The organism is Bacteroides sp. An322 (genome assembly GCF_002161765.1).
In the GTDB taxonomy this organism is placed as follows: Bacteria; Bacteroidota; Bacteroidia; order Bacteroidales; family Bacteroidaceae; genus Phocaeicola; species Phocaeicola merdavium.
On the sequence record NZ_NFIN01000008.1, the window covers coordinates 55,255 to 75,589 of the forward strand.

The window sequence follows — 20,335 nt, forward strand, 5'->3', positions numbered from 1 at the left end:
TCGAATATCGGCATGTTAATCATTCCTATCGAAGTCTCCTTGGCAAAAGCGTTCAAGGGAGGTGTGTACATATCCATTGCGCATACGGATGTGTTCCATGAGCTTGCGGAACGTAGGGTTTGCGCCAAGGATTTCCGGGTTTCCGGTAAGGAATAATTGCTTGCGTGCCCGGGTGATGGCTACATTCAGCTTGCGGTCGATTGTATGCCCTTCTTCACGGAACGTGTTTTCGGTAAGGAAGTTCAATTGGATGAAATTCCGCACCGTAAACGAGTAGATAATCACATCGCGTTGGCTTCCCTGATAACGCTCCACCGTGTCAATCGAAATTGCGTCTAAAGCCGGTATGCCGAGTCGGGCAATCTCTTTCCGTATCATGGCAATCTGGTTCCGGTAAGGCACAATGACGCCTACGGTTTTATTGGCATTGAATTCGGGACCGGTAAATTGATAAATGCGTTCCAATAGGGTGGCTACGATACGGGCTTCGTTCGGATTCGTTTTGTCCGAGTGGGTGGTATCGTTAGGCATTTCGGAAGCGATAAAGACCATGCGTCTTTGCAAAATCAGCTTGTCTAAATCATCTTTGGGTTCGAGGAAACGATAAGGAAGTGTTTCTTCCTGATGCGGGAGAGGGACGGGTTCCAACTGCTCTTGGAAATAAAAAGCATGGTTGGGAAACTCGGCGATAGCCGGATGCATGCGCCCTTGTTTATGAAGCACGCTCCGGAATTCCGGGGGACATTGCTTATACAAACGTTCGAACAGGGAGTTGCGGCAATCTGTCAAGCCGATTCCGAGCAGAAGCGGGTCGGTGACCTTTGCCTCTGTTTCGCTTTGCTGGGCTATGGCGGGCAATTGCTTATAGTCGCCTACCAATACGAACTTATCTATGGCATTTCCCGTTGTGTCTTGTGCCGAAAGGATGCCGATAAGTTCCGGTTCCAATATTTGAGAGGCTTCGTCGATAATCGCTAAGTTGAAATGTTTCAGGTTGAACAGATAGGAACGTCCGTTAATGGCACTCGTGGTTCCCACAAAGATTCGGGTGCGTGCGATTTTGGCACGGATATCGGTTAGTTTGGGGCAATCCGTCAAGCTGTTCTTTAATAAATAAGGAGTGAAACGCGGGTCGCATGTCAGTTCATGCCCGATACGGATAAAAGGATGTTGGCTGGCTATGTGCGACTCTACCAACATGTTGCAGATTTCATCTACCGCCCTGTTGGTGTAAGACAAGAGCAGAAGCGAAGCTTGCGGGTCGCTCAGGGCTTCTTCTACCATATAGCGCAAGGCGCACGAAGTCTTGCCTGTACCTGGAGGGCCGACTAACAGGAAATAGTCATTGCTTTGTTTCTCTTTTAGAATCAACCCGTCGAACCTTCCGTACGAGCCGTTCAGCTTGCGTGAGGCATCACGGGTGGGCATCCGTTGGCTTAATAAGAGTTGTTTCCGGTCCTCTTGTGCCGAGAGGAAAGCATATAGCCCCCGCATGGCGTTGACCGCGGATATATCCGAAGCGTCATGTTCTAAGGCGAATGTGTCTGTTTCGGTTCCGATGATGTCTTTGTTTTGTTGCCCGTTGCGTAATTGTACGATAATCTGGTCGGGATTGATTTCTACTAAGTTTCCTTTCATGAGTATCTCCCGAAGGACATCGGGCTGGTCTTGGTAAGGATAGAGGATAACGATGTCTCCGGTGCGGAAGTTCGGAAGGAAATCATCGCCTTGTCGGGGGATGCTTAGCGTAATGAGGTCATAGCCTTTCCCCGGTCCACTTTGCCGTTTCTCGGTAATTTTCAGCCCCAATAAGATGTTTCCCGATTCTATTTTTTCCGCAAGCGGTGTGTGCCAAAGTCCGGCAAATCCTCTTGACGAATCAGTATTCCCACCCGTTTTGCTCAGGATTTGTTCTTTCGAGACAAAGGTGAAGAAGCGTTGGAAATAGGCACGTTCTAACGGGCTTCCTTGCTTGAGCGGGGCAATCAATCTGTCTAATTCCGGCTTTTGGTAAAGCGTCCATAGCTTGCCCGATTCGCCTCCCTCGTTCAGCATATCCGTATTGATTTCTTCCATAAGCGAAGTTATACCGCCTTCTCCTAATGTCATCTCTTCGTTCACGATGTAATTGCGCAAGCGGATGCACTCGCGGAACAGGGTTTCCGAAAAGTGTTCTAACATCAGTCCGTCGGTGTATTTCGAGTAGAGCAAAAGGGTTTGCGTGTCATCGGCTTTCCGCCCGAAGTTGTACATCAGGATGCCTTGGTAGAGCATCATCTGCACATAATGGTCTTCCTTATGCCGGTGGTTATATTCATCCCGCTTGCCGGCTTTTTGCTCGATTAAGATTTTCAGGTCTTTCTGAAGCATGTCGGTACGCCCTTGCAAGCCTAATTTCTCGCAAATGAACGAGGCTTCGAGCAGGGTGTGCCGCTTGTCGAAATCCGGCAGGTTATGGGGCAGGATGTCGCTCACGAACGAGCGGATGTTCAACATTTGCCGTTGAGCCGATTCATGGAAATTGGCGGGAATGTCGCAGGTGCAGAATTCCAATGCCGATGAAGCGAAGAATTTCTTCAGGGTCTGAGCATACGCCACCGGAGCATCGGTTTGCTCGTTGATGTAATCATCCAAGAACTGGCTGGCGAGGTTTCCCAATAGAATCTGGTATGTATTGGCGCGCGGCTTGATTTTATTCAGGAAAAAGTTGAGCGGATGATGCCCGTACTCGCGGAAGCATATAGCCAACGAACTGATATCAATCAGGTAATCGGGATGCGCCACGATGAGTTTCGGAACGTATTCATGATGTTCGTTGATGCGGACATCCAAGAGGTTCAGTTGCATGTTTTCCTTGAGCAATTCACGGATGTAGCGCAAATCGTTGTTGTATCCTCCTTGGGCATAATCGATGATGATGAACGGGTCTGTTTCGTTATCCGATGAGGCGTATATTTTGTTCTCGGTCCAATTAGATACTACAACACGCAGGTAGGGCACGTATGACAAGCCGTTCTCGTGATAAGGACGGTTCGTGTCCGGAATCTCTTCCTGTAGGCTCACGGGGATAGGCATGTCGTATGCCAATGAAATGAAACGGGCTAAAGCACGCAAGTCGTACCGATAGGTTTCCATATCGGGCGTGAAATCCGTGCTCATGGCTTTTCTCCCGTTCCGGCGCATGGTTTGGATGGCATACCGGTCGGCTGGCGTCATGCGTTTTTCTTTGCATACGAAGTCCAGCCGTGAGAAAAGGTTGGAGAAGGAAAGCGTGACTTCCGCGGTCTGTTCATAGCAAATCTGTTCCAGCAATTTATAGAGCCGTATGTACTTATCCTTCAGCGTGTCGAGGCTTGCCGTAGGTTTCCGGTGAATCTGTTCGACTTGCTTGTACAAGTCAAACGCTTGCAATTCGATGTGTTCCGTCATGCTCACAAGGTTTCACCGGGGATGGATTGCAGGCAATAGGCTTTCTCCAGTGCCGGATAGAGCGAACGGTACACATCGGTCACGTCTTGCCACAAGATGCGTCCCGGTATCATTTCGGTTTTTGTCATCGTATCGGGATTGAACGAAGACGAAAGAATGAGGTCATAGCTCTTTCCGTCGGTCAGTTCAATGTGTATCTTCTGGTCTCCGTTATCCGATGCGGTTTGCGTGAAGATGCCATGGCGTTCATTCGTTCCGGCTTTGTCCGCATAAAGCGTCACCATGCCTTCCGACCGGCTTTCGTTGGTATAGGTGAAGACATATTTCCCTCCCGCCTGTACGGGCGAGTTGGCTTCGATGTCGTTTTGGATTTCGAGGGTTTGGTCTTGCGTAAGCCCTCCGCCCTGCGCGATGCCCGCCACTTCGCTTACATGATACGTGGTTTCGGGGTAAGATACGTTCACCTGCAAAGTCATATAGTTGCCTGCCCGGTCGGAGATAGTTAAAGAGGCGTTTCCAAGTGCTTGCGGGAGGATAGTCAACTGGTTGCCGTCATACCGGTAATCTATCTTGTCCGTGCTGGGAGCCTCGATGATGTAGCTTCCGTTCCCGCCCATGATGTAAAAGCTTACGCCTGGGCTGAAGAGCGGAATCTCTAAGGTATTGTTTTCCAAGAGGGCTTCGCTTGCTACGGAAGTCAGTGTGATAGGCGGATAATCATCGTCCTTGCACGAGGAAAAAGAAAGAGCGGTTATTGCTAACGTAAGGCAAAGCAAGCCTTTAAGTATGTTTTTTCTCATAATCATCATTTATTAAAAAACCATTCAATGAGCCAAAGATACGATTTTCCCTGTATGTGTGCAACGGTTGAAAGTTTTTTTAATTATGAATATCCGCATTTCCCTTTTTAAAAGAAACGGAAAATGTGAATATGTTGTAAGAAAATGTCGTAATGCCTAATTCGTTGTGCCTCACTATCTTTGCAGCCGGATAAATGAGATAAACGATATGAAAAGACTATTATTTACATTTGTTGTCGCCAGCACGCTTTTCCCTCTGAAAGCGCAGGACACGCTTACGCTGAAACAATGTATCAGCATGGGCATTGAGAACAACCTTCAGTTGCAGACCAAGCGCAACGAAGTGTGGAAAGGGAAACATAGTATTACCGAGAACCGCGCTAAGCTATTGCCTCAAATCAATGCCGTAGCATCGATGAATGATAATTTTAATCCTCCGGTATCGGTGACCGACGGTTCGGCTTACGGTAATAAATACAATGTGACGAAGACATTGCAGTACAATGCATCGTTTGGGTTACAATTACAAATGCCGCTTTATAACCAAACGTTGCTTACGGCACTTGATGTGACGAAGATGACGGACCGCATCAACCGCCTGTCTTATGACAAGGCACGCAATGACCTTATGGAACAGATAGCCCGGATGTATTACCTAGCGCAAAGCACTTCGGAACAGATAGCTATCGTGAAAGCCAACATCAGCCGGCTTGAGGAACTGAAGAACATTACTACGGCTTTCTTTGATAACGGTATGGCATTGGATGTCGATGTAAAGCGGGTGAATATCAATCTCGAAAACCTTCGTGTACAATACGACAATGCAATGGCTATGCTCACTCAGCAGATGAATATGCTGAAGTATGTCATCGACTATCCAGCCGACCGTGAAATAGCTGTGATTCCGGTGAATCCCGATGTGATAGAGACGGTTGAGCTTGGCGGGCTATGTGAGCAACTTCCTGAATTGCAGTTGCTTCACGGTCAGGGTGAATTGGCAGATAAACAACAGAAGATGATCAAGCAAGGATACTTGCCTTCACTATCGCTTACAGGCAATCTGACTTACTCCGCTTTTACTGATAAGTTTAGCAATTGGTTTCATTCGGGACCATCGAATCATTGGTACAACTCATCGGGATTAGGTGTCACGTTGCGTATTCCTGTATTCGACGGATTGGAACGGCGTTCGAAGATACGTAAGGCAAAGTTCGATGTCGAGAATGCGCGTTTGGCTTATGACGATGCCCTGAAGGGCTTGCGCACCCAATACCTCAATGCTACGAATGACTTGATGAATAGCCGCCGTAATTTTACCAAGCAGCGTGATAATTATCGGTTAGCCGAAGATGTGTATAGGGTGACTACCGACCGCTATCGGGAAGGCATAGCATCTATGACCGAGGTATTGCAAGACGAGATGAGTATGAGCGAAGCGCAAAACAATTATGTGACCGCTCACTATGATTATCGCGTCACCAACCTTTCGCTATTGAAACTTACAGGCAAACTGGATTCGCTACTGAAATAATGTATATTCTATCAACAATTAAAATACAGCACAATGGAAACTCAGAAAAATAACATACAGCCCAATAACACCCACAAGCAACAAGCTGCAAAATTAAGAAAACAACGCACACAACGTTTCGTTACAAGCCTTTTCGGGATAGCTATTCTTGTGTTCGGAATCGTGAAAACCACGATGATATTCATTGATTACAACCAAACCGAAACAAGCAATGACGCGCAAATAGAACAATATATCTCACCGGTGAACTTGCGGGCATCGGGCTATATAAAAAAGGTGTGTTTCACAGAACATCAAAGCGTAAAGAAAGGCGATACGCTTCTTGTGCTCGATGACCGTGAGTACCGTATACGGGTAATGGAAGCTGAAGCGGCTTTGAAGGATGCAATGGCTGGAGCTTCGGTACTCGGACAAACCTTGCAAACCACGCAGGCTTCGGCTTCGGTTTATGAATCGTCAATCGCCGAAGTCAAGATACGTTTGGCAAAACTTGAGAAAGACCGCGAACGTTACCGTAACCTGCTTGAACGCAATGCGGCTACACCCATCCAATTGGAACAGATTGAAACCGAATACGAGGCTACAAAGAAGAAACTGGATGGGCTTGTGAGCCAACAAAAGGCAGCCATGTCGGGTGTGAGTGAAGTATCGACCCGCCGCCAAAGCACGGAAGCCGCTATCGAACGGGCACGCGCTGCTCTTGAAATGGCACGTCTGAATCTTTCTTATACAGTAGTGGTTGCACCTTGCGATGGCAAACTTGGACGGCGTGCGGTTGAGGATGGGCAATATGTTTCAGCGGGACAGACACTGACATACATCATGCCTGACACGCAAAAGTGGGTGATAGCCAATTATAAAGAGACTCAAATCGAGAACTTGCATATAGGTCAGGAGGTAGCCCTTACGGTCGATGCGCTTGACGGACGCAAGTTCAAAGGGCAGATAACCGCTATCTCCGGTGCTACAGGTTCGAAATATTCGCTCGTGCCTACGGACAATTCGGCTGGCAATTTTGTAAAGATACGCCAACGGGTTCCGGTAAGAATTGATTTTACAGACCTCTCTGCTGCTGATAATGAACGTCTTGCGGCTGGAATGATGGTTGTTGTGAAAGCAAAGTTGGATTAAGGAATAAGGCTATAGGATTATGGAACAAGATACGATAAGCCTCACCGGTGGGGCTAAATACAAGAATTATCCGTTTTACGGCTGGGTGCCTAAACCGCTCGGCATCATTTTGCTGATACTTCTTTTTATACCTATCCTTACCGTAAGCGGCGTTTACACCGCCAATAGCGGCGAGATGACCAGCGGGTTAGGCATACAGTCGGAACATATCCAATTCGTGGGTTTTGTTACATCAATTGGGATGGCGGCTTTCTCCCCGTTCTTTTACCAGTTGGTTTGCATACGCCGCGAGAAGATTATGTGCATTGTCGGATTCTCCATAATGTACTTGCTCAGCTATGTGTGTGCCGTTACTGATAGCATCTTTGTCTTGGCTTTATGCAGTCTTGTGATGGGTTTCCTGCGCATGGAACTGATGATGGTCAACCTGTTTACGCTCATAAGATACGCTTTCGGAATGGAGGCTACACGTAATATCACACCCGGAACTGAGCCTGATACAGAGGAAGGATGGGACCGTTTGGATGCGGAAAAGAGCAAAAGTATGCCTATTATCTATTTGTTCTTCATGATTTTAGGACAGGTCGGCACGTCACTCACGGCATGGTTGGCTTACGAATACCAGTGGCAGGATGTTTATTATTACATGATGGGCATGATGCTTGTCGCTATGCTTATCGTGTTTCTCACAATGCCTTACCACAGCTACAGCAACCGCCGTTTCCCGATTACGTTCCGCAAGTTCGGCAATGTGGCTGTGTTTAGTGCCATGATGACGTGTGGAATTTACGTACTTGTCTATGGCAAGACACTTGATTGGTTTGCCGATTCTTCCATTGTGCGTTCTGTGGCGCTTACGGTTTTCTTTGCCGCTGTATTCATTTACATGGAATGGTCTAATCGTTCGCCTTATTTCCGTATGGGAGTCTTCCGTTTGCGTTCGATTAATATGGGCATTGTATTGTTCTTGTTGCTTATGGTTTTCAATACAAGTTCCATGTTCGTCAATGTTTTTACGGGTATCGGAATGGAGATAGACAATTGGCAGAACGCAGCTTTGGGCAATTGGAGCATACTCGGATATTTCATAGGGGTGGTGATTGCTATCGTGCTTGGCTCGAAGGGTGTAAAGCTGAAATACCTCTTCGGCATAGGTTTCTTTCTTATCGGGATGTCCGCCCTGTTTATGTATTTCGAAGTGCAGACAGCCGGACTTTACGAAAGGATGAAATATCCGGTAATTATCCGCTCCACAGGCATGATGCTGATTTATTCACTTACGGCTGTTTATGCTAACCAGCGGATGCCTTTCAAGTATTTGTCTACATGGATATGCATCATGCTGAGTGTACGTATGGTAATCGGTCCGGGCATTGGCTCGGCTCTTTATTCGAATGTTCTCCAGCATCGCCAGCAACATTATGTAACCGTGTTTGCAAAAGATATAGACCGTGTAGATACACAGGCTGCTGCAACTTACGACCAGACTGCTTACGGAATGCGTCTGCAAGGACGTAGCGAAACCGAAGCTGAAAATATGGCTGCTATGTCGGCTAAGGGCAAGATACAGGTGCAGGCAACTTTGTCGGCAGTTAAGGAAATGTCGGGCTGGACATTCTACGGCTGTATGCTTTCCATGCTCTTTGTGCTCATTTATCCATATAAGAAGAGGAAATTATCGGCTTGGCGTGACTGAATGTCCGCCAAGTCGGATAATTTTATTACTTTAGCGGTTGAAAAGAGTTACCGCTATGGAAGAGTTATTTGATTGTAAAACAGATGAACGGTTGGCTGTATTGCAGGACAATCTGTCCCGCATGGCTGAAGTTTGCTCGTCGGGAGGCATTGTGTCAGGATTTCCAGCCTGTATGTCGGAAGGGTTTGCTAATTTCGGTATCGGACTGATTGTTTGCCACATCGGTAAGTTCGATTTTACTCTGTCGGGCAGGAATTATACCGCAAGCGAGGGGCAGACCGTATTCATTCCCGATGGGGCTAACTTCAGCGTGGTCAGGCAATCACCCGATTTGTCGGTGAGCATCCTCGTTTACAAAACAGACCCCATACGTTATGTATTGGGGACAATGGTTCAATCGGTACGCCTTTATTCCCTTATGTTATCCGAGGAGCATTGTGTGTGGGCTACCGGTGACGAAGAGGGGTTGGCACAATACATTTCGTTGATAGGGGAGAAGCAACCGCAGGAGGATGATTTCTTTGCCGTAAACGAGCGCAAGCTGCTCTTGTTATCGCTCACATACAGATTGTGCACGTTGTTCAGTAAAAGATTCTTTGAAAGCGGTTCGCATGATACACGGCGCACTGAGACTTTTCTTAAACTTATCAAGCTTATAGACCGTCATTATATGACTGAACGTGGAGTCGCTTTTTATGCCGACAAGCTCTTTTTGTCACCCAAATATCTGTCTGAGTTGTCGAAGTCGGTATGCGGATATACAGTTCAAGAGCTTGTTTTCAAAGCGATTACACGCAGGGCAATGTCCTTGCTTGATAGTACGAATAAGACCGTAGCCGAAATTTCTGATGAGTTCAACTTTCCGAACCCTTCCAGTTTTGGTACCTTTTTCAAGAAGCAGACGGGCACTACTCCACAGAAATACCGTGACCGTGTGTAGTGCTTTGTTGATTTGTTACGCTTCACTTATCGTGTAGTCTCCCGCTTTTTCCGTAATGGCTTGTTGGAGGGTTTCTATCGGAAGCTCCTTGCCTTCGGTGTAAGTAAGTGTCGCGATAGGCGGCTCTAAGGTCACTTGTGCCTCTACGCCTTCAATCGAATTTAACGCTTTTTCCACATACGTGCGGCAATGGTTACACATCATGCCTTCGACCTTGTATGTCCGGCTTACGGTTTGAGGTTGAGGCTTGCTTGGGGCAGAAGCCTTGATTGCTATCGGTTCCGGTTCGGGAAGCGGAGCGGATGTGGCTTCTGCTGGTTTCCCGATGCGTTTGTTCCGCAAGCGGAGGCTATTGGTCACGACACTCACGCTGCTCATTGCCATAGCGGCTCCGGCTATCATGGGATTAAGCAGGAAACCGTTTATCGGGTAAAGGATGCCAGCGGCGATAGGCACACCTATCAGGTTGTAGATGAATGCCCAAAACAAGTTTTGGCGGATGGTGCGTGTGGTAAATACCGAAAGTTGGATGGCATCGGTTATCTTGCTGAGGTCGGAAGAGATTAACGTCATTTTCGCTACATCCATGGCGAGGTCGCTTCCTTGCCCCATGGCGATGCTCAGGTCGGCTTGTGCCAGTGCAGAGCTGTCGTTGATGCCGTCTCCTACCATTGCCACGCATTTCCCTTCTGCTTGCAATTGCTTGATGATTCCCGCTTTATGTTGGGGGAGCATTTCAGCACGGTATTCTTTGATGCCCGCTTGTGCGGCTATGGCTTTAGCCGTAATGGGATTGTCTCCGGTCAGCATCAGGACGGTGATGCCTTTCTTTTGCAAATCCTCGATAGCGGCTTTCGAAGTTGGTTTGATGCGGTCGGCAATGGCGAATACTCCTAATGCGGTTTCGGCATCGGAAAACCAAATGACGGTTTTGGCTTCGGATGCGAACGCTTTGGCTTTTTCTTGCAATTCAGCAGGGATTGCAATGCGGTTTTCGGTGAGCAGGCGGAGGTTTCCGGCATAGTAGGTTTTGCCATTCGATATGCCTTTAATGCCTTGTCCCGTCAGACTTTCCGCGTTTTCGATTGCGATGTGCGCCTTTGTATTGGGAAGGCTTTCGGCATAGTGTACGACCGCGCTTGCCAACGGGTGTTCGGAGCATCTTTCTAACGCATAGAAAACGGCTTGCAAATACGTGTCTTGCGTGTTCCATATAGCATCGGTCACTACGGGCTTTCCTTCGGTAATGGTACCGGTTTTGTCCAGTACAATGGTATCTATCTTTTTCGCTATTTCCAAGCTTTCGGCATCTTTAATCAGGATGCCTTGTTCGGCACCTTTGCCTATGCCGACCATAATGGCGGTAGGAGTGGCAAGCCCCAATGCACAAGGGCAGGCGATGATCAGAACTGTAACGGCGGAAAGAAGTCCGTGGGTGAATCCGTTTTCGGGTGCAAGGGCAAACCAGCAGATAAAAGTAAGCAAGGCGATGCTCATAATGGCAGGTACGAAGATGCCCGCAATCTTATCCACTAACTTCTGTACCGGCGCTTTGCTTCCTTGCGCCTCCTGGACGGTGTGGATGATGTGTGCTAACATCGTGTCGGCTCCCACTTTCTCTGCACGGAAACGGAAGCTTCCTTTTTGGTTGATGGTACCTGCATAAACTTCATCAGACACTTGCTTCAAGACCGGCACCGGTTCTCCGCTTAACATGCTTTCGTCTACATACGAATAACCTTCGCTTACCCGTCCGTCTACCGCGATGCGTTCTCCCGGTTTTACGGATAAAATATCGCCCGGCATGACTTGTTCGATTGCGGTTTCTTCCCATTCTCCGTTCGCGTTCAGGCGGGTAACGGTGCGGGGTTGAAGCCCCATCAGTTTCTTGATAGAGTCGGATGTGCGTCCTTTAGCACGTTCTTCCAACGTGCGTCCTAATAGGATAAAGGCGATGATGACGCTTGCCGCTTCGAAATAGACATGAGGAGTTACGCCCCGCTCTAACCAAAATTCGGGGAAAAACAAGTTGAATAAGCTGAACAGGTAAGCGATTCCGGTGCTGTTTGCCACGAGGGTATCCATATTCGCCGAACGGTGTTTGAGCTGTTTCCACGCATGGATGTAGAATCCTCTTCCTAACCAAAAGACCACGGGAGTAGAAAGAATCCACATCGTCCAGTTGGCGTAGGGCATATCCATGAAGAACATCCCGATAACGGCAACGGGCAAGGACAGGGCAATGGCACAAATGGTGCGGAAACGCAATTCCCGATAGCGTTGGGTATGAGCGTCTTCGGCAATTTCTGCACTATTCTTTCTGGCATCGGTCACAAGGTCGTATCCGGCATCTTGAACGGCTTTCTTTAACGCTTCGGGCGAACATTGCGTAGCGTCATATTCTACGGTAGCGGTCGCCGCGGCATAATTTACGCTTGCCGAACATACGCCCGGCTGGTGGTTCAGGGTCTTGTCTACCCGTGCGGCGCAAGCCGCGCAACTCATCCCTAATACGGGAAAGGTCTGTTTATTTACGTTTGATTGGCTCATCGATTCAATTCCTTTTCTTGTTTTCGGATGCAAAGTTAGCAAGCTTATCCGAGATTCCTTTATATAATTGCGGATATAATTTATATCGGACGTTGGGAACAAATGCCTTTTTGGCAAATCCCTTTTTGCTTTGCAGACCAATTCGTTTTATGTTTTCCGTCCCAAGAACGTACGGTTTTGGTTCGGAAACCGTATGTTCTTGGTTCGGAAACCGTACGTTTTTGGTACCAAAAACATAGAATGTATTTATCTGGAAAGAGCAACTAATCTGACAAAAGGCACACTAATTCCGATATATATAAATAAAATAGTAGAAAAGTTTGCTCGCGTTTTTCTGTTTTTTTGTATATCTTTGTTCTCTATAATAGTAAAAATAAGGTGTATGAGCAAAGTAGTAATTAATTCGTACGAAGAATTTGAGAGATTATTAGGCCAGCAAATTGGTGTATCTGATTGGTTGGAAGTGACACAAGAACGCATCAATCAATTTGCAGATGCGACATTAGACCATCAATGGATTCATGTAGACGTAGAACGAGCAAAGGTAGAAAGCCCTTTTAAGAGCACCATCGTGCATGGCTATCTGACCCTTTCGTTGCTTCCGTATTTCTGGAACCAGATTATTGAAGTAAACAACCTGAAGATGATGGTGAATTACGGTATGGACAAGATGCGTTTCGGTCAGGCAGTGTTGTCTGGACAGCGTATTCGCATGACGGCGGAACTTCATTCGCTGGTAAACTTGCGTGGTACGGCAAAGGCTGAAATCAAGTTTGCTATCGAGATAGAAGGGCAGAAGAAAAAAGCGTTGGAAGGTATTGCCACGTTCTTGTATTATTTTATGTAAAAGAGATTGAGAATATTCTTTTCGCCGCGAAAGACTGATGAATGTGTTAGAAAGTCTTTCGTGGCGATACTTTTTCTATTTTATAACGTTACGCATACTTCTACCGGACAATGGTCGGAACCGAATATTTCGGTATGGATTTTCGCGCTTTCCAGTTTATCGGCAAGCCGGGCAGAAGCCAAGAAGTAATCAATGCGCCACCCTGCGTTTTTCTCGCGTGCCTTGAAACGGTATGACCACCATGAATAAATGCCTTCTTGGTCGGGATAGAAATGGCGGAAGGTATCAATGAAGCCTGCATCCAGCAAGGTCTGGAACTTTTCCCGCTCTTGGTCGGTAAAGCCTGCATTCATGCGGTTGGTTTTCGGATTTTTCAAGTCTATTTCTTTATGGGCTACATTCAGGTCTCCGCATACCAGCACGGGTTTCTTTGCATCGAGTTTTAAAAGATATTGGCGAAAGGCGTCTTCCCATGTCATGCGGTAATCCAATCGTTTCAATCCGTCTTGCGAATTGGGTGTGTAGACCGTTATCAGATAGAAGTCTTCCATTTCCAGCGTGATAACCCTGCCTTCACGATCGTGTTCGTCTATCCCCAAGCCATAGCTGACCGAAATGGGAGTGTGGCGTGTGAAAATAGCCGTACCCGAATAGCCTTTCTTCTCGGCATAGTTCCAATAAGAAGTATATCCGTCGAAAGCCAAATCGAGTTGCCCTTCCTGCATCTTGGTTTCTTGCAGGCAGAAGAAATCAGCGTTTAATTGATTGAATGCGTCGCGGAAACCTTTATCACAACAAGCCCGCAATCCGTTTACGTTCCAGGAGATGAATTTCATAAGGTTGTATAATTATTTCTTTAAATCAAACAGATATGTCAGCTTTCCGGCTATATAAGAATGTGCTGAGCGAGAAAAAGGGTCTTTCTTGGTGCTATTGTAAAAGTCGCTTAGTCCGAAGTAATAGCGTGCTTCGAGGACGAAATGCCCGATTCCAGTACGCACTTCCATGCCTCCGCCACCCACGATGCCATAATCAAATTTCTTGTCTGCCATTTTCCCATATTGGGCATTAGGGGTACGTCCGGAAGGGTCCCATGTCTCACTCATTGTTTCATTTTCCCCTATCAGGTATCCGACTTGCGGACCGAGGTTGAGCACGAAGCGCATTCCGTTCCCTTTGTCTTTCCCGAATGCTAAATGTGCCAATAGCGGAATCTCAATATAATTCATCGTGCGGTGATAGGTGTCTCCAGTACCGTCTTCGATGACTTCTTTCCATCCTCTTTGAGAGAAATTCACTTCACCTTGGATGCCACAAATCATTTTAAAATATTTTTCGCCGATGTAACGTATTGTCACACCAAATTCTGGACCGATAAGTTTGCCTTCCTTGATGCTTGGAGTAAAGCTGACCGAACTGATGTTAACCCCTCCGTTGACACCGATGGAGAGGTTGTTCCGTTGGTCTTGCAGTTGTGCCTTAACGGGGGAAGTCACGAGCAGGCATATTCCTATGAAGATAAGTAGATATAGATTTTTCATAAATTATTCGAAGTCAAGTTTTATCAGTTCATAGTCTTGTGAGAAATGGACAAAGAATATCTTGCGGTTGATGAATCCGCCCCAGTTGTTGACCCTCTCGAATTTGAATCCGGTCTGTATCGGTACCACTTTTACACGGTCCAGATTGTCTTCTAACTTGTTGCCTTGTTGAGAAAGCCCTTTCAAGAAGAAATATCCGATATCGAAGCCTAACATACCGTATTTGGGGTAAATGTTTGCCATGTCTTTGCTGTACCAATGCCGGTAAGTGTGGGTAAACTGGACCGCTGCCGGAAACAGATTGTTGGTATAGAACGATGAATAGAAATACGTGTCCAATTCATAGAAATTGGCAAGGAAATCTTGCGTATAAGTCTGCCATTCCGGATATCCGAAGAGATGCATGTTGAAATGCGGATGCTCTTTGCGCACCAATGTCAGGTGAGGCACCAGCTTGGTCAACGCTGTGCTGCGTGCCGAAATGGGGATGAATACGTTTTGTTGAAGCGTATCCATGGCACTGATAATCTTGTTCGGGTCGATTTCCGCCCCCAATCGGATTTGATTGAACCGGATGCCGTTGTCTTTCAATTCGCTCTTCATGCCTTTAATGAAATCGGCTTTTTCCGGGTCGGGGGTGCCATCGTCTAAGAATACCACGTTGCTTTTCCCGAATTTGCGGATAAAGTGCTCGTACACTTCCGAATAAAGATACGATTGAGGCGTATTGACTTGGTAGAGCAGGGGACTATTGAATACTTGGTCTACTTTCGGAGCGAAAGGCACTACCAAGCGGATGTTATGCTTTTGCGCAAACTCGGCTATTGGGGCGATGGAACTTTGGTTTACCGGTCCGATAATCAAGTCCATGTCTTTTAGCGTTCCATTCGATAAGATAGCATTCGTGCCCGCTTTCGTACCTTTGGTGTCATACGCATAAATGTCCATTGATACCCCTTGGCGTTTCAGGCTGTCGGCAGCAATCAGGAAGCCTTCATAAAACTCCACGATGCGCGATTGAGGTTCGCGTTGCGAGCCGTTTGTATGCGAGAAAGGCAACACGAGGGCTACTTTTATCGTATTGATGGATTTCTTTTCGACGGTGTTCTGATTGAACAATTCTTCGTTGGTAGGTTCGCTTACAGGGCGTTCCGGTTGGATTGGGGCTTGTTCCGATTTCGGATAAGGGATAAAGAGGAACGTTCCTCGCTTTAATTTCCTTTTCTTCAGTTCGGGATTGGCAGCAATCAGTTCTTCTTCCGTAATGCCATATTCCCGGCTGATGCTGAAGATGGTTTCACGGCGTTGCACTTTGTGCATCGTTTTCCAGTCCTCCTTTTTCTTCTCGGTGCTGGGGGCTGTGACGGTAGTCTTTGTATCTTGAGCCGCTTCGCTGGTTTGCGCCGGAATCACAATGACTTGTCCGATTCGGAAATTGCTGGCACTCAAGCCCGGATTAGCAGCACAGATGGCTTGTGCTGTAATTCCATATTTTACGGTAAGCTGATAAAGTGTTTCGCCGGCTTGAATGGTGTGATATTGTGGGGCATGATTATTTGTGTCCGTTGCTTGTGGAATCTTCAAGGTTTCGCCAGTCCGTATCTTTTCGTTACTTCCGGGATTGAGGCGTACGATATCATCCACAGATACATTATACATGCGGGATATTGAATAAAGGCTTTGACCTTTGGTAACGGTATGCAAGAAGAAACCGTTGCTTCCGGTTGTCTGTGCCGTCAAGGCGATAGAGCCTACAAAAAGTGCTGTTAGCAGGCAAAGGATATGGATAAATTTCATGTTTTGTCGTTTGATTTGATTCAGCAGACAAAAATACGTATTTTTATTGGTAGACAAATGAATATTGGAAAGAAATTGTTGTTAAGGTAAGAAAAATTGAAGAATTTGAAGAATGAAGAGTTGGGAATAGAGGCTACCTATATTCATATACAATTGCACCTGCTTGCATACGGGTGCAATTATATATGAATAGATTCATGCATATAAGTGCATTATAACTTGCCAATCCGTTTGATAGCTTCTTCACAATCTTCACGTTTTCCAAAGGCGGTGAGACGCAGATAGCCTTCACCGCTTGGACCGAACCCTACGCCCGGAGTGCTGACGATGTTGGCATTGTAGAGTAATTCATCGAAGAACTTCCACGAGGTCATACCTTGCGGAGCTTTTACCCATAAGTAGGGGGCATTGATGCCTCCGTATACTTCGTAGCCGGCGTGTGTCAGCCCTTCACGCATGATACGTGCATTCTCCATATAATATGCGATGGTTTCCTTCACTTGTTTGCGTCCTTCGGGAGAATAGACTGCTTCTGCTCCTCGCTGAGTGATGTAGCTAGTGCCGTTGAACTTGGTACACTGGCGGCGGTTCCATAAGGGATTCAGTGCTACCCGCCCGCCTTCTAAGGTGGCGGCAGTTACTTCTTTGGGTACTACAGTATAACCACAACGCACACCCGTGAAACCTGCGGTTTTCGAGAAGCTGCGAATTTCTATAGCCACCTTCTTTGCCCCGCGTATCTCGTAAATAGAGTGGGGCACATCGTCATCGTGGATATAAGCCTCGTAGGCAGCATCGAAGACGATGAGGGTGTCGTTCATAAGGGCATAATCCACCCATTGTTTCAATTGGTCGCGGGTGAGCGTGGTGCCTGTCGGATTGTTAGGATAGCATAGATATATCAAATCTACTTCGTGGTCGGGAATAGCAGGAATGAATTTGTTCTCTGCCGTACAGGGCAAATAGGTGATGTTGCTCCAACGTCCGTCCGCATTCAATGTCCCAGCACGTCCGCACATTACATTGCTATCGATATAAGCTGGGTAAACAGGGTCGGTAATGCACATACTATTGTCCCAGCGCAAGAGTTCGCCGATGTTTCCCGTATCGCTCTTCGCCCCGTCGCTGATGAATACTTCCGACGGGCTGAGCTGAATGCCCCGCGAGGTGAAGTCGTGCTTGATGATGGTTTCTATCAGAAAGTCATATCCCTGTTCTGGACCGTATCCGTGGAAGGTTTTGGCGTGTGCCAGTTCGTCTACAGCGTGATGCATCGCTTCTATGGAAGCCATAGGCAAAGGGCGGGTCACATCGCCTATGCCCAAACGGATAAGTCTTTTGTTCGGATGAGTTATTTGGTAAGCCTTTACTTTCTTCGCAATGTCGGAGAAAAGGTAGCTCCCTTGTAATTTCAAGAAATGTTCGTTTACTAATGCCATATTAGATAGTTATCAGTTAATAATTAATAGTTAAGAGTTAAATAGTTAAGCCTCAGTGCGAACTTTTAATTCTTAATTAATAAGGATAACCCCGTCGAATACTTTTACGGCGGGACCTGTCATAAAGAGATGGCTTCTTTCGTTTGCCCATTGGATGTGTAGGGTGCCACCATCCATCATAATGTCCGATTCTTTCGGGCAACGATGGGTATAGACGGAAGCTACGGCGGTGGCGCAAGCCCCTGTGCCGCAAGCCATTGTAATGCCAGAGCCTCGTTCCCATACCCGCATCCGGATATGGCCGGGCTTTATCACTTGGGCGAACTCCACATTCACCCGGTCGGGGAAAAGCGGATGATGTTCCAGTATCGGACCGACACGAGGTAGGTCTACCTGAGCCATATCATCGACAAAAATGACTAAGTGAGGATTACCCATTGAGACAGCTATGCCTTCCCGATACGGATAATTTTCGCCTAAGTCTACGGGATGAATATCGGCAGGGATGCCCATATCGACCGTCACGGCATTTACTTCACCGTTTTCGACATGCAGGTGCAGAGGCTTGATTCCTGATAAGGTATCGAGTGTGATTTCGGTCTTATCGGTCAGTCCGTATTCATATACATATTTTCCGATACATCGGCTCGCATTTCCACACATACGGGCTTCCGAACCATCGGCATTGAAAATGCGCATACTGAAATCGGCTTTGTCGGATGCTCCGATAAGTACCAGCCCGTCGCTCCCGATGCCTGTATGCGGACGGCTCCATATCACGGCAAGTTCTTCTGGATTTGGAAGAGGATATTTCAGGGCATTGACATAGATGTAGTCGTTCCCAGCCCCTTGCATTTTGGTAAATTCTATCTTCATGATGGATAATGAATAGTGAATAATGAATAATTAATAACGATATGTCTCGATATCGCTATTAACTGTTCACTATTAATTATTAACTATTTATACGCTTCCTCGTGTATGTCTGTTACGGCACGTCCGCTTGGCTCGTTCATCCCTTTGAAAGCTTCGTCCCAAGCCAGGGCTTCGGCAGTAGAACATGCTACACTGGGCACACTGGGTACACTGTATGCGGCACTTTCGCTGGGGAAATACTCTTCGAAAATACTTCGGTAGTAATATTCTTCCTTGTTCCGGGGTGTATTGATTGGAAAGCGTTGTGCTGCTTGGCTCATCTGCTCATCGCTTACGGCTTGGTCAGTAATAGCTTTTAAAGTGTCTATCCAATTGTATCCTACACCATCGCTGAACTGTTCTTTTTGTCTCCATGCTACACTTTCGGGAAGCATATCCTGAAAAGCTTCGCGTATGATTTTCTTTTCAATGGTTTTTCCTGTACACATCTTGGCTACAGGATTGATACGCATAGCTACGTCTAAGAATTCTTTGTCTAGAAAAGGTACACGTCCTTCCACACCCCAAGCGGAAAGCGATTTGTTGGCACGCAGGCAATCATAAAGATACAATTTCGATAATTTGCGCACCGTTTCTTCATGGAATGCGCGTGCATCGGGTGCCTTGTGGAAATAGAGATATCCCCCGAACACTTCATCGGCACCTTCGCCGCTCAATACCATTTTGATACCCATGCTTTTGATAACCCGTGCCAGCAGGTACATCGGGGTGGAGGCACGTACGGTGGTCACATCGTAGGTTTCGATGAAATAAATCACATCGCGCACCGCATCCAGTCCTTCCTGAATCGTATAGTTGATTTCGTGGTGTATCGTCCCGATGAAATCAGCCACTTCGCGTGCTTTTGCCAAATCAGGCGCACCTTTTAAACCGATGGCAAACGAGTGTAGCTGAGGCCACCACGCTTCTTGTTTTCCGTTTGTCTCGATGCGGCGGGAAGCGTATTTCTTGGCAATGGCAGAGATGACTGAGCTATCCAAACCGCCCGAAAGTAATACTCCGTAAGGCACATCGCTCATCAACTGGCGGCGTACTGCTGCTTCCAATGCATCCCGGAGTTCTTCCACAGATGCTGGATTGTTTTTCACTGCATCAAACGACATCCAGTCGCGTGTATACCAGCGGGTCATTTTGCCTTCTTTGCTGTAATAATAGTGTCCGGGCAAGAACGGTTCGTAACGGTCACAATATCCTTCGAGTGCTTTCAGTTCGCTGGCACAATACACTTTTCCATCTGCATCATATCCTATATATAAAGGTATAACACCTATCGGATCTCGAGCGATGAGGAACTCGTCTTTCTCTTCATCGTAAAGGGCAAAAGCGAAGATGCCGTTCAGGTCTTCCAAAAAATGAATGCCTTTGTCTCGATAAAGGGCGAGAATGACTTCGCAATCGCTTCCAGTCTGGAACGGATATATTCCGGCATATCGTTTGCGTATGTCTTGATGGTTGTATATCTCCCCGTTGACCGCAAGTATTTGTTTATGGTCGAGCGAGAAAAGAGGTTGTTTTCCGCTTTGCGGATCGACGATGGACAAGCGTTCGTGTGCCAGGATAGCTGTATCTCCGCAATAAATGCCACTCCAGTCTGGTCCGCGGTGTCTGATTTTTTTCGCCATAGCAAGTGCTTTATCTCGAAGTTCCTTCGTTTGTTTTTTTATATTGAATATGCTGACTATTCCACACATAGTTGTA

The 20,335-nt window shown here is 46.9% G+C and carries 14 protein-coding genes; 5 read left to right on the forward strand and 9 right to left on the reverse strand.

The annotated features are described in order from the left end of the window. Positions 1-15: 15 nt before the first annotated feature. A complete protein-coding gene (locus B5F91_RS06305; protein WP_239416286.1) occupies positions 16-3,429 on the reverse strand; it encodes an AAA domain-containing protein in 3,414 nt (1,137 codons plus the stop codon). A 2-nt stretch (positions 3,430-3,431) separates the two neighbouring features. Further along, positions 3,432-4,229, reverse strand: coding sequence for a hypothetical protein (locus tag B5F91_RS06310; protein WP_144025080.1), 798 nt, complete (start codon positions 4,227-4,229; stop codon positions 3,432-3,434). Positions 4,230-4,437: 208 nt separating this feature from the next. On the opposite strand from B5F91_RS06310, the gene B5F91_RS06315 reads away from it, so the two are divergent. Genes B5F91_RS06315 through B5F91_RS06330 form a run of 4 tightly spaced genes read left to right on the forward strand, consistent with a single transcriptional unit; the run spans position 4,438 to position 9,527 of the window. Beyond that, a complete protein-coding gene (locus B5F91_RS06315; protein WP_087428243.1) occupies positions 4,438-5,760 on the forward strand; it encodes a TolC family protein in 1,323 nt (440 codons plus the stop codon). Between the two features lie 33 nt (positions 5,761-5,793). After that, positions 5,794-6,891 carry an HlyD family secretion protein gene (locus tag B5F91_RS06320; protein ID WP_087428244.1) on the forward strand — a complete coding sequence of 366 codons (1,098 nt, stop codon included), beginning with the start codon at positions 5,794-5,796 and terminating at the stop codon, positions 6,889-6,891. A 19-nt stretch (positions 6,892-6,910) separates the two neighbouring features. Continuing rightward, a complete protein-coding gene (locus B5F91_RS06325) occupies positions 6,911-8,587 on the forward strand; it encodes an MFS transporter (RefSeq protein ID WP_087428245.1) in 1,677 nt (558 codons plus the stop codon). A gap of 55 nt (positions 8,588-8,642) precedes the next feature. Continuing rightward, a complete protein-coding gene (locus tag B5F91_RS06330; RefSeq protein WP_087428246.1) occupies positions 8,643-9,527 on the forward strand; it encodes a helix-turn-helix domain-containing protein in 885 nt (294 codons plus the stop codon). 15 nt (positions 9,528-9,542) lie between these two features. Here B5F91_RS06330 and B5F91_RS06335 read toward each other — a convergent pair whose 3' ends face one another. Next, positions 9,543-12,077 (reverse strand): heavy metal translocating P-type ATPase, encoded by a 2,535-nt coding sequence (locus B5F91_RS06335; RefSeq protein WP_087428247.1) that lies wholly within the window; start codon positions 12,075-12,077, stop codon positions 9,543-9,545. A 382-nt stretch (positions 12,078-12,459) separates the two neighbouring features. Between B5F91_RS06335 and B5F91_RS06340 the strand changes: the two genes are divergently transcribed. Continuing rightward, a complete protein-coding gene (locus tag B5F91_RS06340) occupies positions 12,460-12,924 on the forward strand; it encodes a MaoC family dehydratase (protein ID WP_087428248.1) in 465 nt (154 codons plus the stop codon). Positions 12,925-13,004: 80 nt separating this feature from the next. Here the strand turns inward: B5F91_RS06340 and B5F91_RS06345 are convergent, their stop codons facing one another. The 6 genes from B5F91_RS06345 to asnB all read right to left on the reverse strand — a co-directional run bounded on the left by B5F91_RS06345 (position 13,005) and on the right by asnB (position 20,328). Next, positions 13,005-13,760, reverse strand: a complete 756-nt coding sequence (locus B5F91_RS06345; protein ID WP_087428249.1) for an exodeoxyribonuclease III — start codon at positions 13,758-13,760, stop codon at positions 13,005-13,007. Between the two features lie 12 nt (positions 13,761-13,772). Then, positions 13,773-14,465 carry a porin family protein gene (locus B5F91_RS06350; protein WP_087428250.1) on the reverse strand — a complete coding sequence of 231 codons (693 nt, stop codon included), beginning with the start codon at positions 14,463-14,465 and terminating at the stop codon, positions 13,773-13,775. Between the two features lie 3 nt (positions 14,466-14,468). Then, positions 14,469-16,262 carry a LysM peptidoglycan-binding domain-containing protein gene (locus B5F91_RS06355; protein WP_087428251.1) on the reverse strand — a complete coding sequence of 598 codons (1,794 nt, stop codon included), beginning with the start codon at positions 16,260-16,262 and terminating at the stop codon, positions 14,469-14,471. A 212-nt stretch (positions 16,263-16,474) separates the two neighbouring features. Beyond that, positions 16,475-17,701 (reverse strand): LL-diaminopimelate aminotransferase, encoded by a 1,227-nt coding sequence (locus B5F91_RS06360; protein WP_087428252.1) that lies wholly within the window; start codon positions 17,699-17,701, stop codon positions 16,475-16,477. A gap of 72 nt (positions 17,702-17,773) precedes the next feature. After that, on the reverse strand, positions 17,774-18,577 hold the full coding sequence (dapF, locus tag B5F91_RS06365; RefSeq protein ID WP_087428253.1) for a diaminopimelate epimerase: 804 nt from the start codon (positions 18,575-18,577) through the stop codon (positions 17,774-17,776). Between the two features lie 83 nt (positions 18,578-18,660). After that, positions 18,661-20,328 carry an asparagine synthase B gene (gene asnB / locus B5F91_RS06370; protein ID WP_087428254.1) on the reverse strand — a complete coding sequence of 556 codons (1,668 nt, stop codon included), beginning with the start codon at positions 20,326-20,328 and terminating at the stop codon, positions 18,661-18,663. Positions 20,329-20,335: the final 7 nt, after the last annotated feature.

Excerpts from the sequence above, each read along its gene's own strand:
- dapF (WP_087428253.1), bottom strand. The coding sequence starts at position 18,577 with ATGAAGATAGAATTTACCAAAATGCAAGGGGCTGGGAACGACTACATC.
- B5F91_RS06340 (WP_087428248.1), top strand. The coding sequence starts at position 12,460 with ATGAGCAAAGTAGTAATTAATTCGTACGAAGAATTTGAGAGATTATTA.
- B5F91_RS06320 (WP_087428244.1), top strand. The coding sequence starts at position 5,794 with ATGGAAACTCAGAAAAATAACATACAGCCCAATAACACCCACAAGCAA.
- B5F91_RS06330 (WP_087428246.1), top strand. The coding sequence starts at position 8,643 with ATGGAAGAGTTATTTGATTGTAAAACAGATGAACGGTTGGCTGTATTG.
- B5F91_RS06350 (WP_087428250.1), bottom strand. The coding sequence starts at position 14,465 with ATGAAAAATCTATATCTACTTATCTTCATAGGAATATGCCTGCTCGTG.
- B5F91_RS06345 (WP_087428249.1), bottom strand. The coding sequence starts at position 13,760 with ATGAAATTCATCTCCTGGAACGTAAACGGATTGCGGGCTTGTTGTGAT.
- B5F91_RS06335 (WP_087428247.1), bottom strand. The coding sequence starts at position 12,077 with ATGAGCCAATCAAACGTAAATAAACAGACCTTTCCCGTATTAGGGATG.
- B5F91_RS06310 (WP_144025080.1), bottom strand. The coding sequence starts at position 4,229 with ATGAGAAAAAACATACTTAAAGGCTTGCTTTGCCTTACGTTAGCAATA.
- B5F91_RS06325 (WP_087428245.1), top strand. The coding sequence starts at position 6,911 with ATGGAACAAGATACGATAAGCCTCACCGGTGGGGCTAAATACAAGAAT.
- B5F91_RS06360 (WP_087428252.1), bottom strand. The coding sequence starts at position 17,701 with ATGGCATTAGTAAACGAACATTTCTTGAAATTACAAGGGAGCTACCTT.
- B5F91_RS06315 (WP_087428243.1), top strand. The coding sequence starts at position 4,438 with ATGAAAAGACTATTATTTACATTTGTTGTCGCCAGCACGCTTTTCCCT.
- B5F91_RS06355 (WP_087428251.1), bottom strand. The coding sequence starts at position 16,262 with ATGAAATTTATCCATATCCTTTGCCTGCTAACAGCACTTTTTGTAGGC.
- asnB (WP_087428254.1), bottom strand. The coding sequence starts at position 20,328 with ATGTGTGGAATAGTCAGCATATTCAATATAAAAAAACAAACGAAGGAA.
- B5F91_RS06305 (WP_239416286.1), bottom strand. The coding sequence starts at position 3,429 with ATGACGGAACACATCGAATTGCAAGCGTTTGACTTGTACAAGCAAGTC.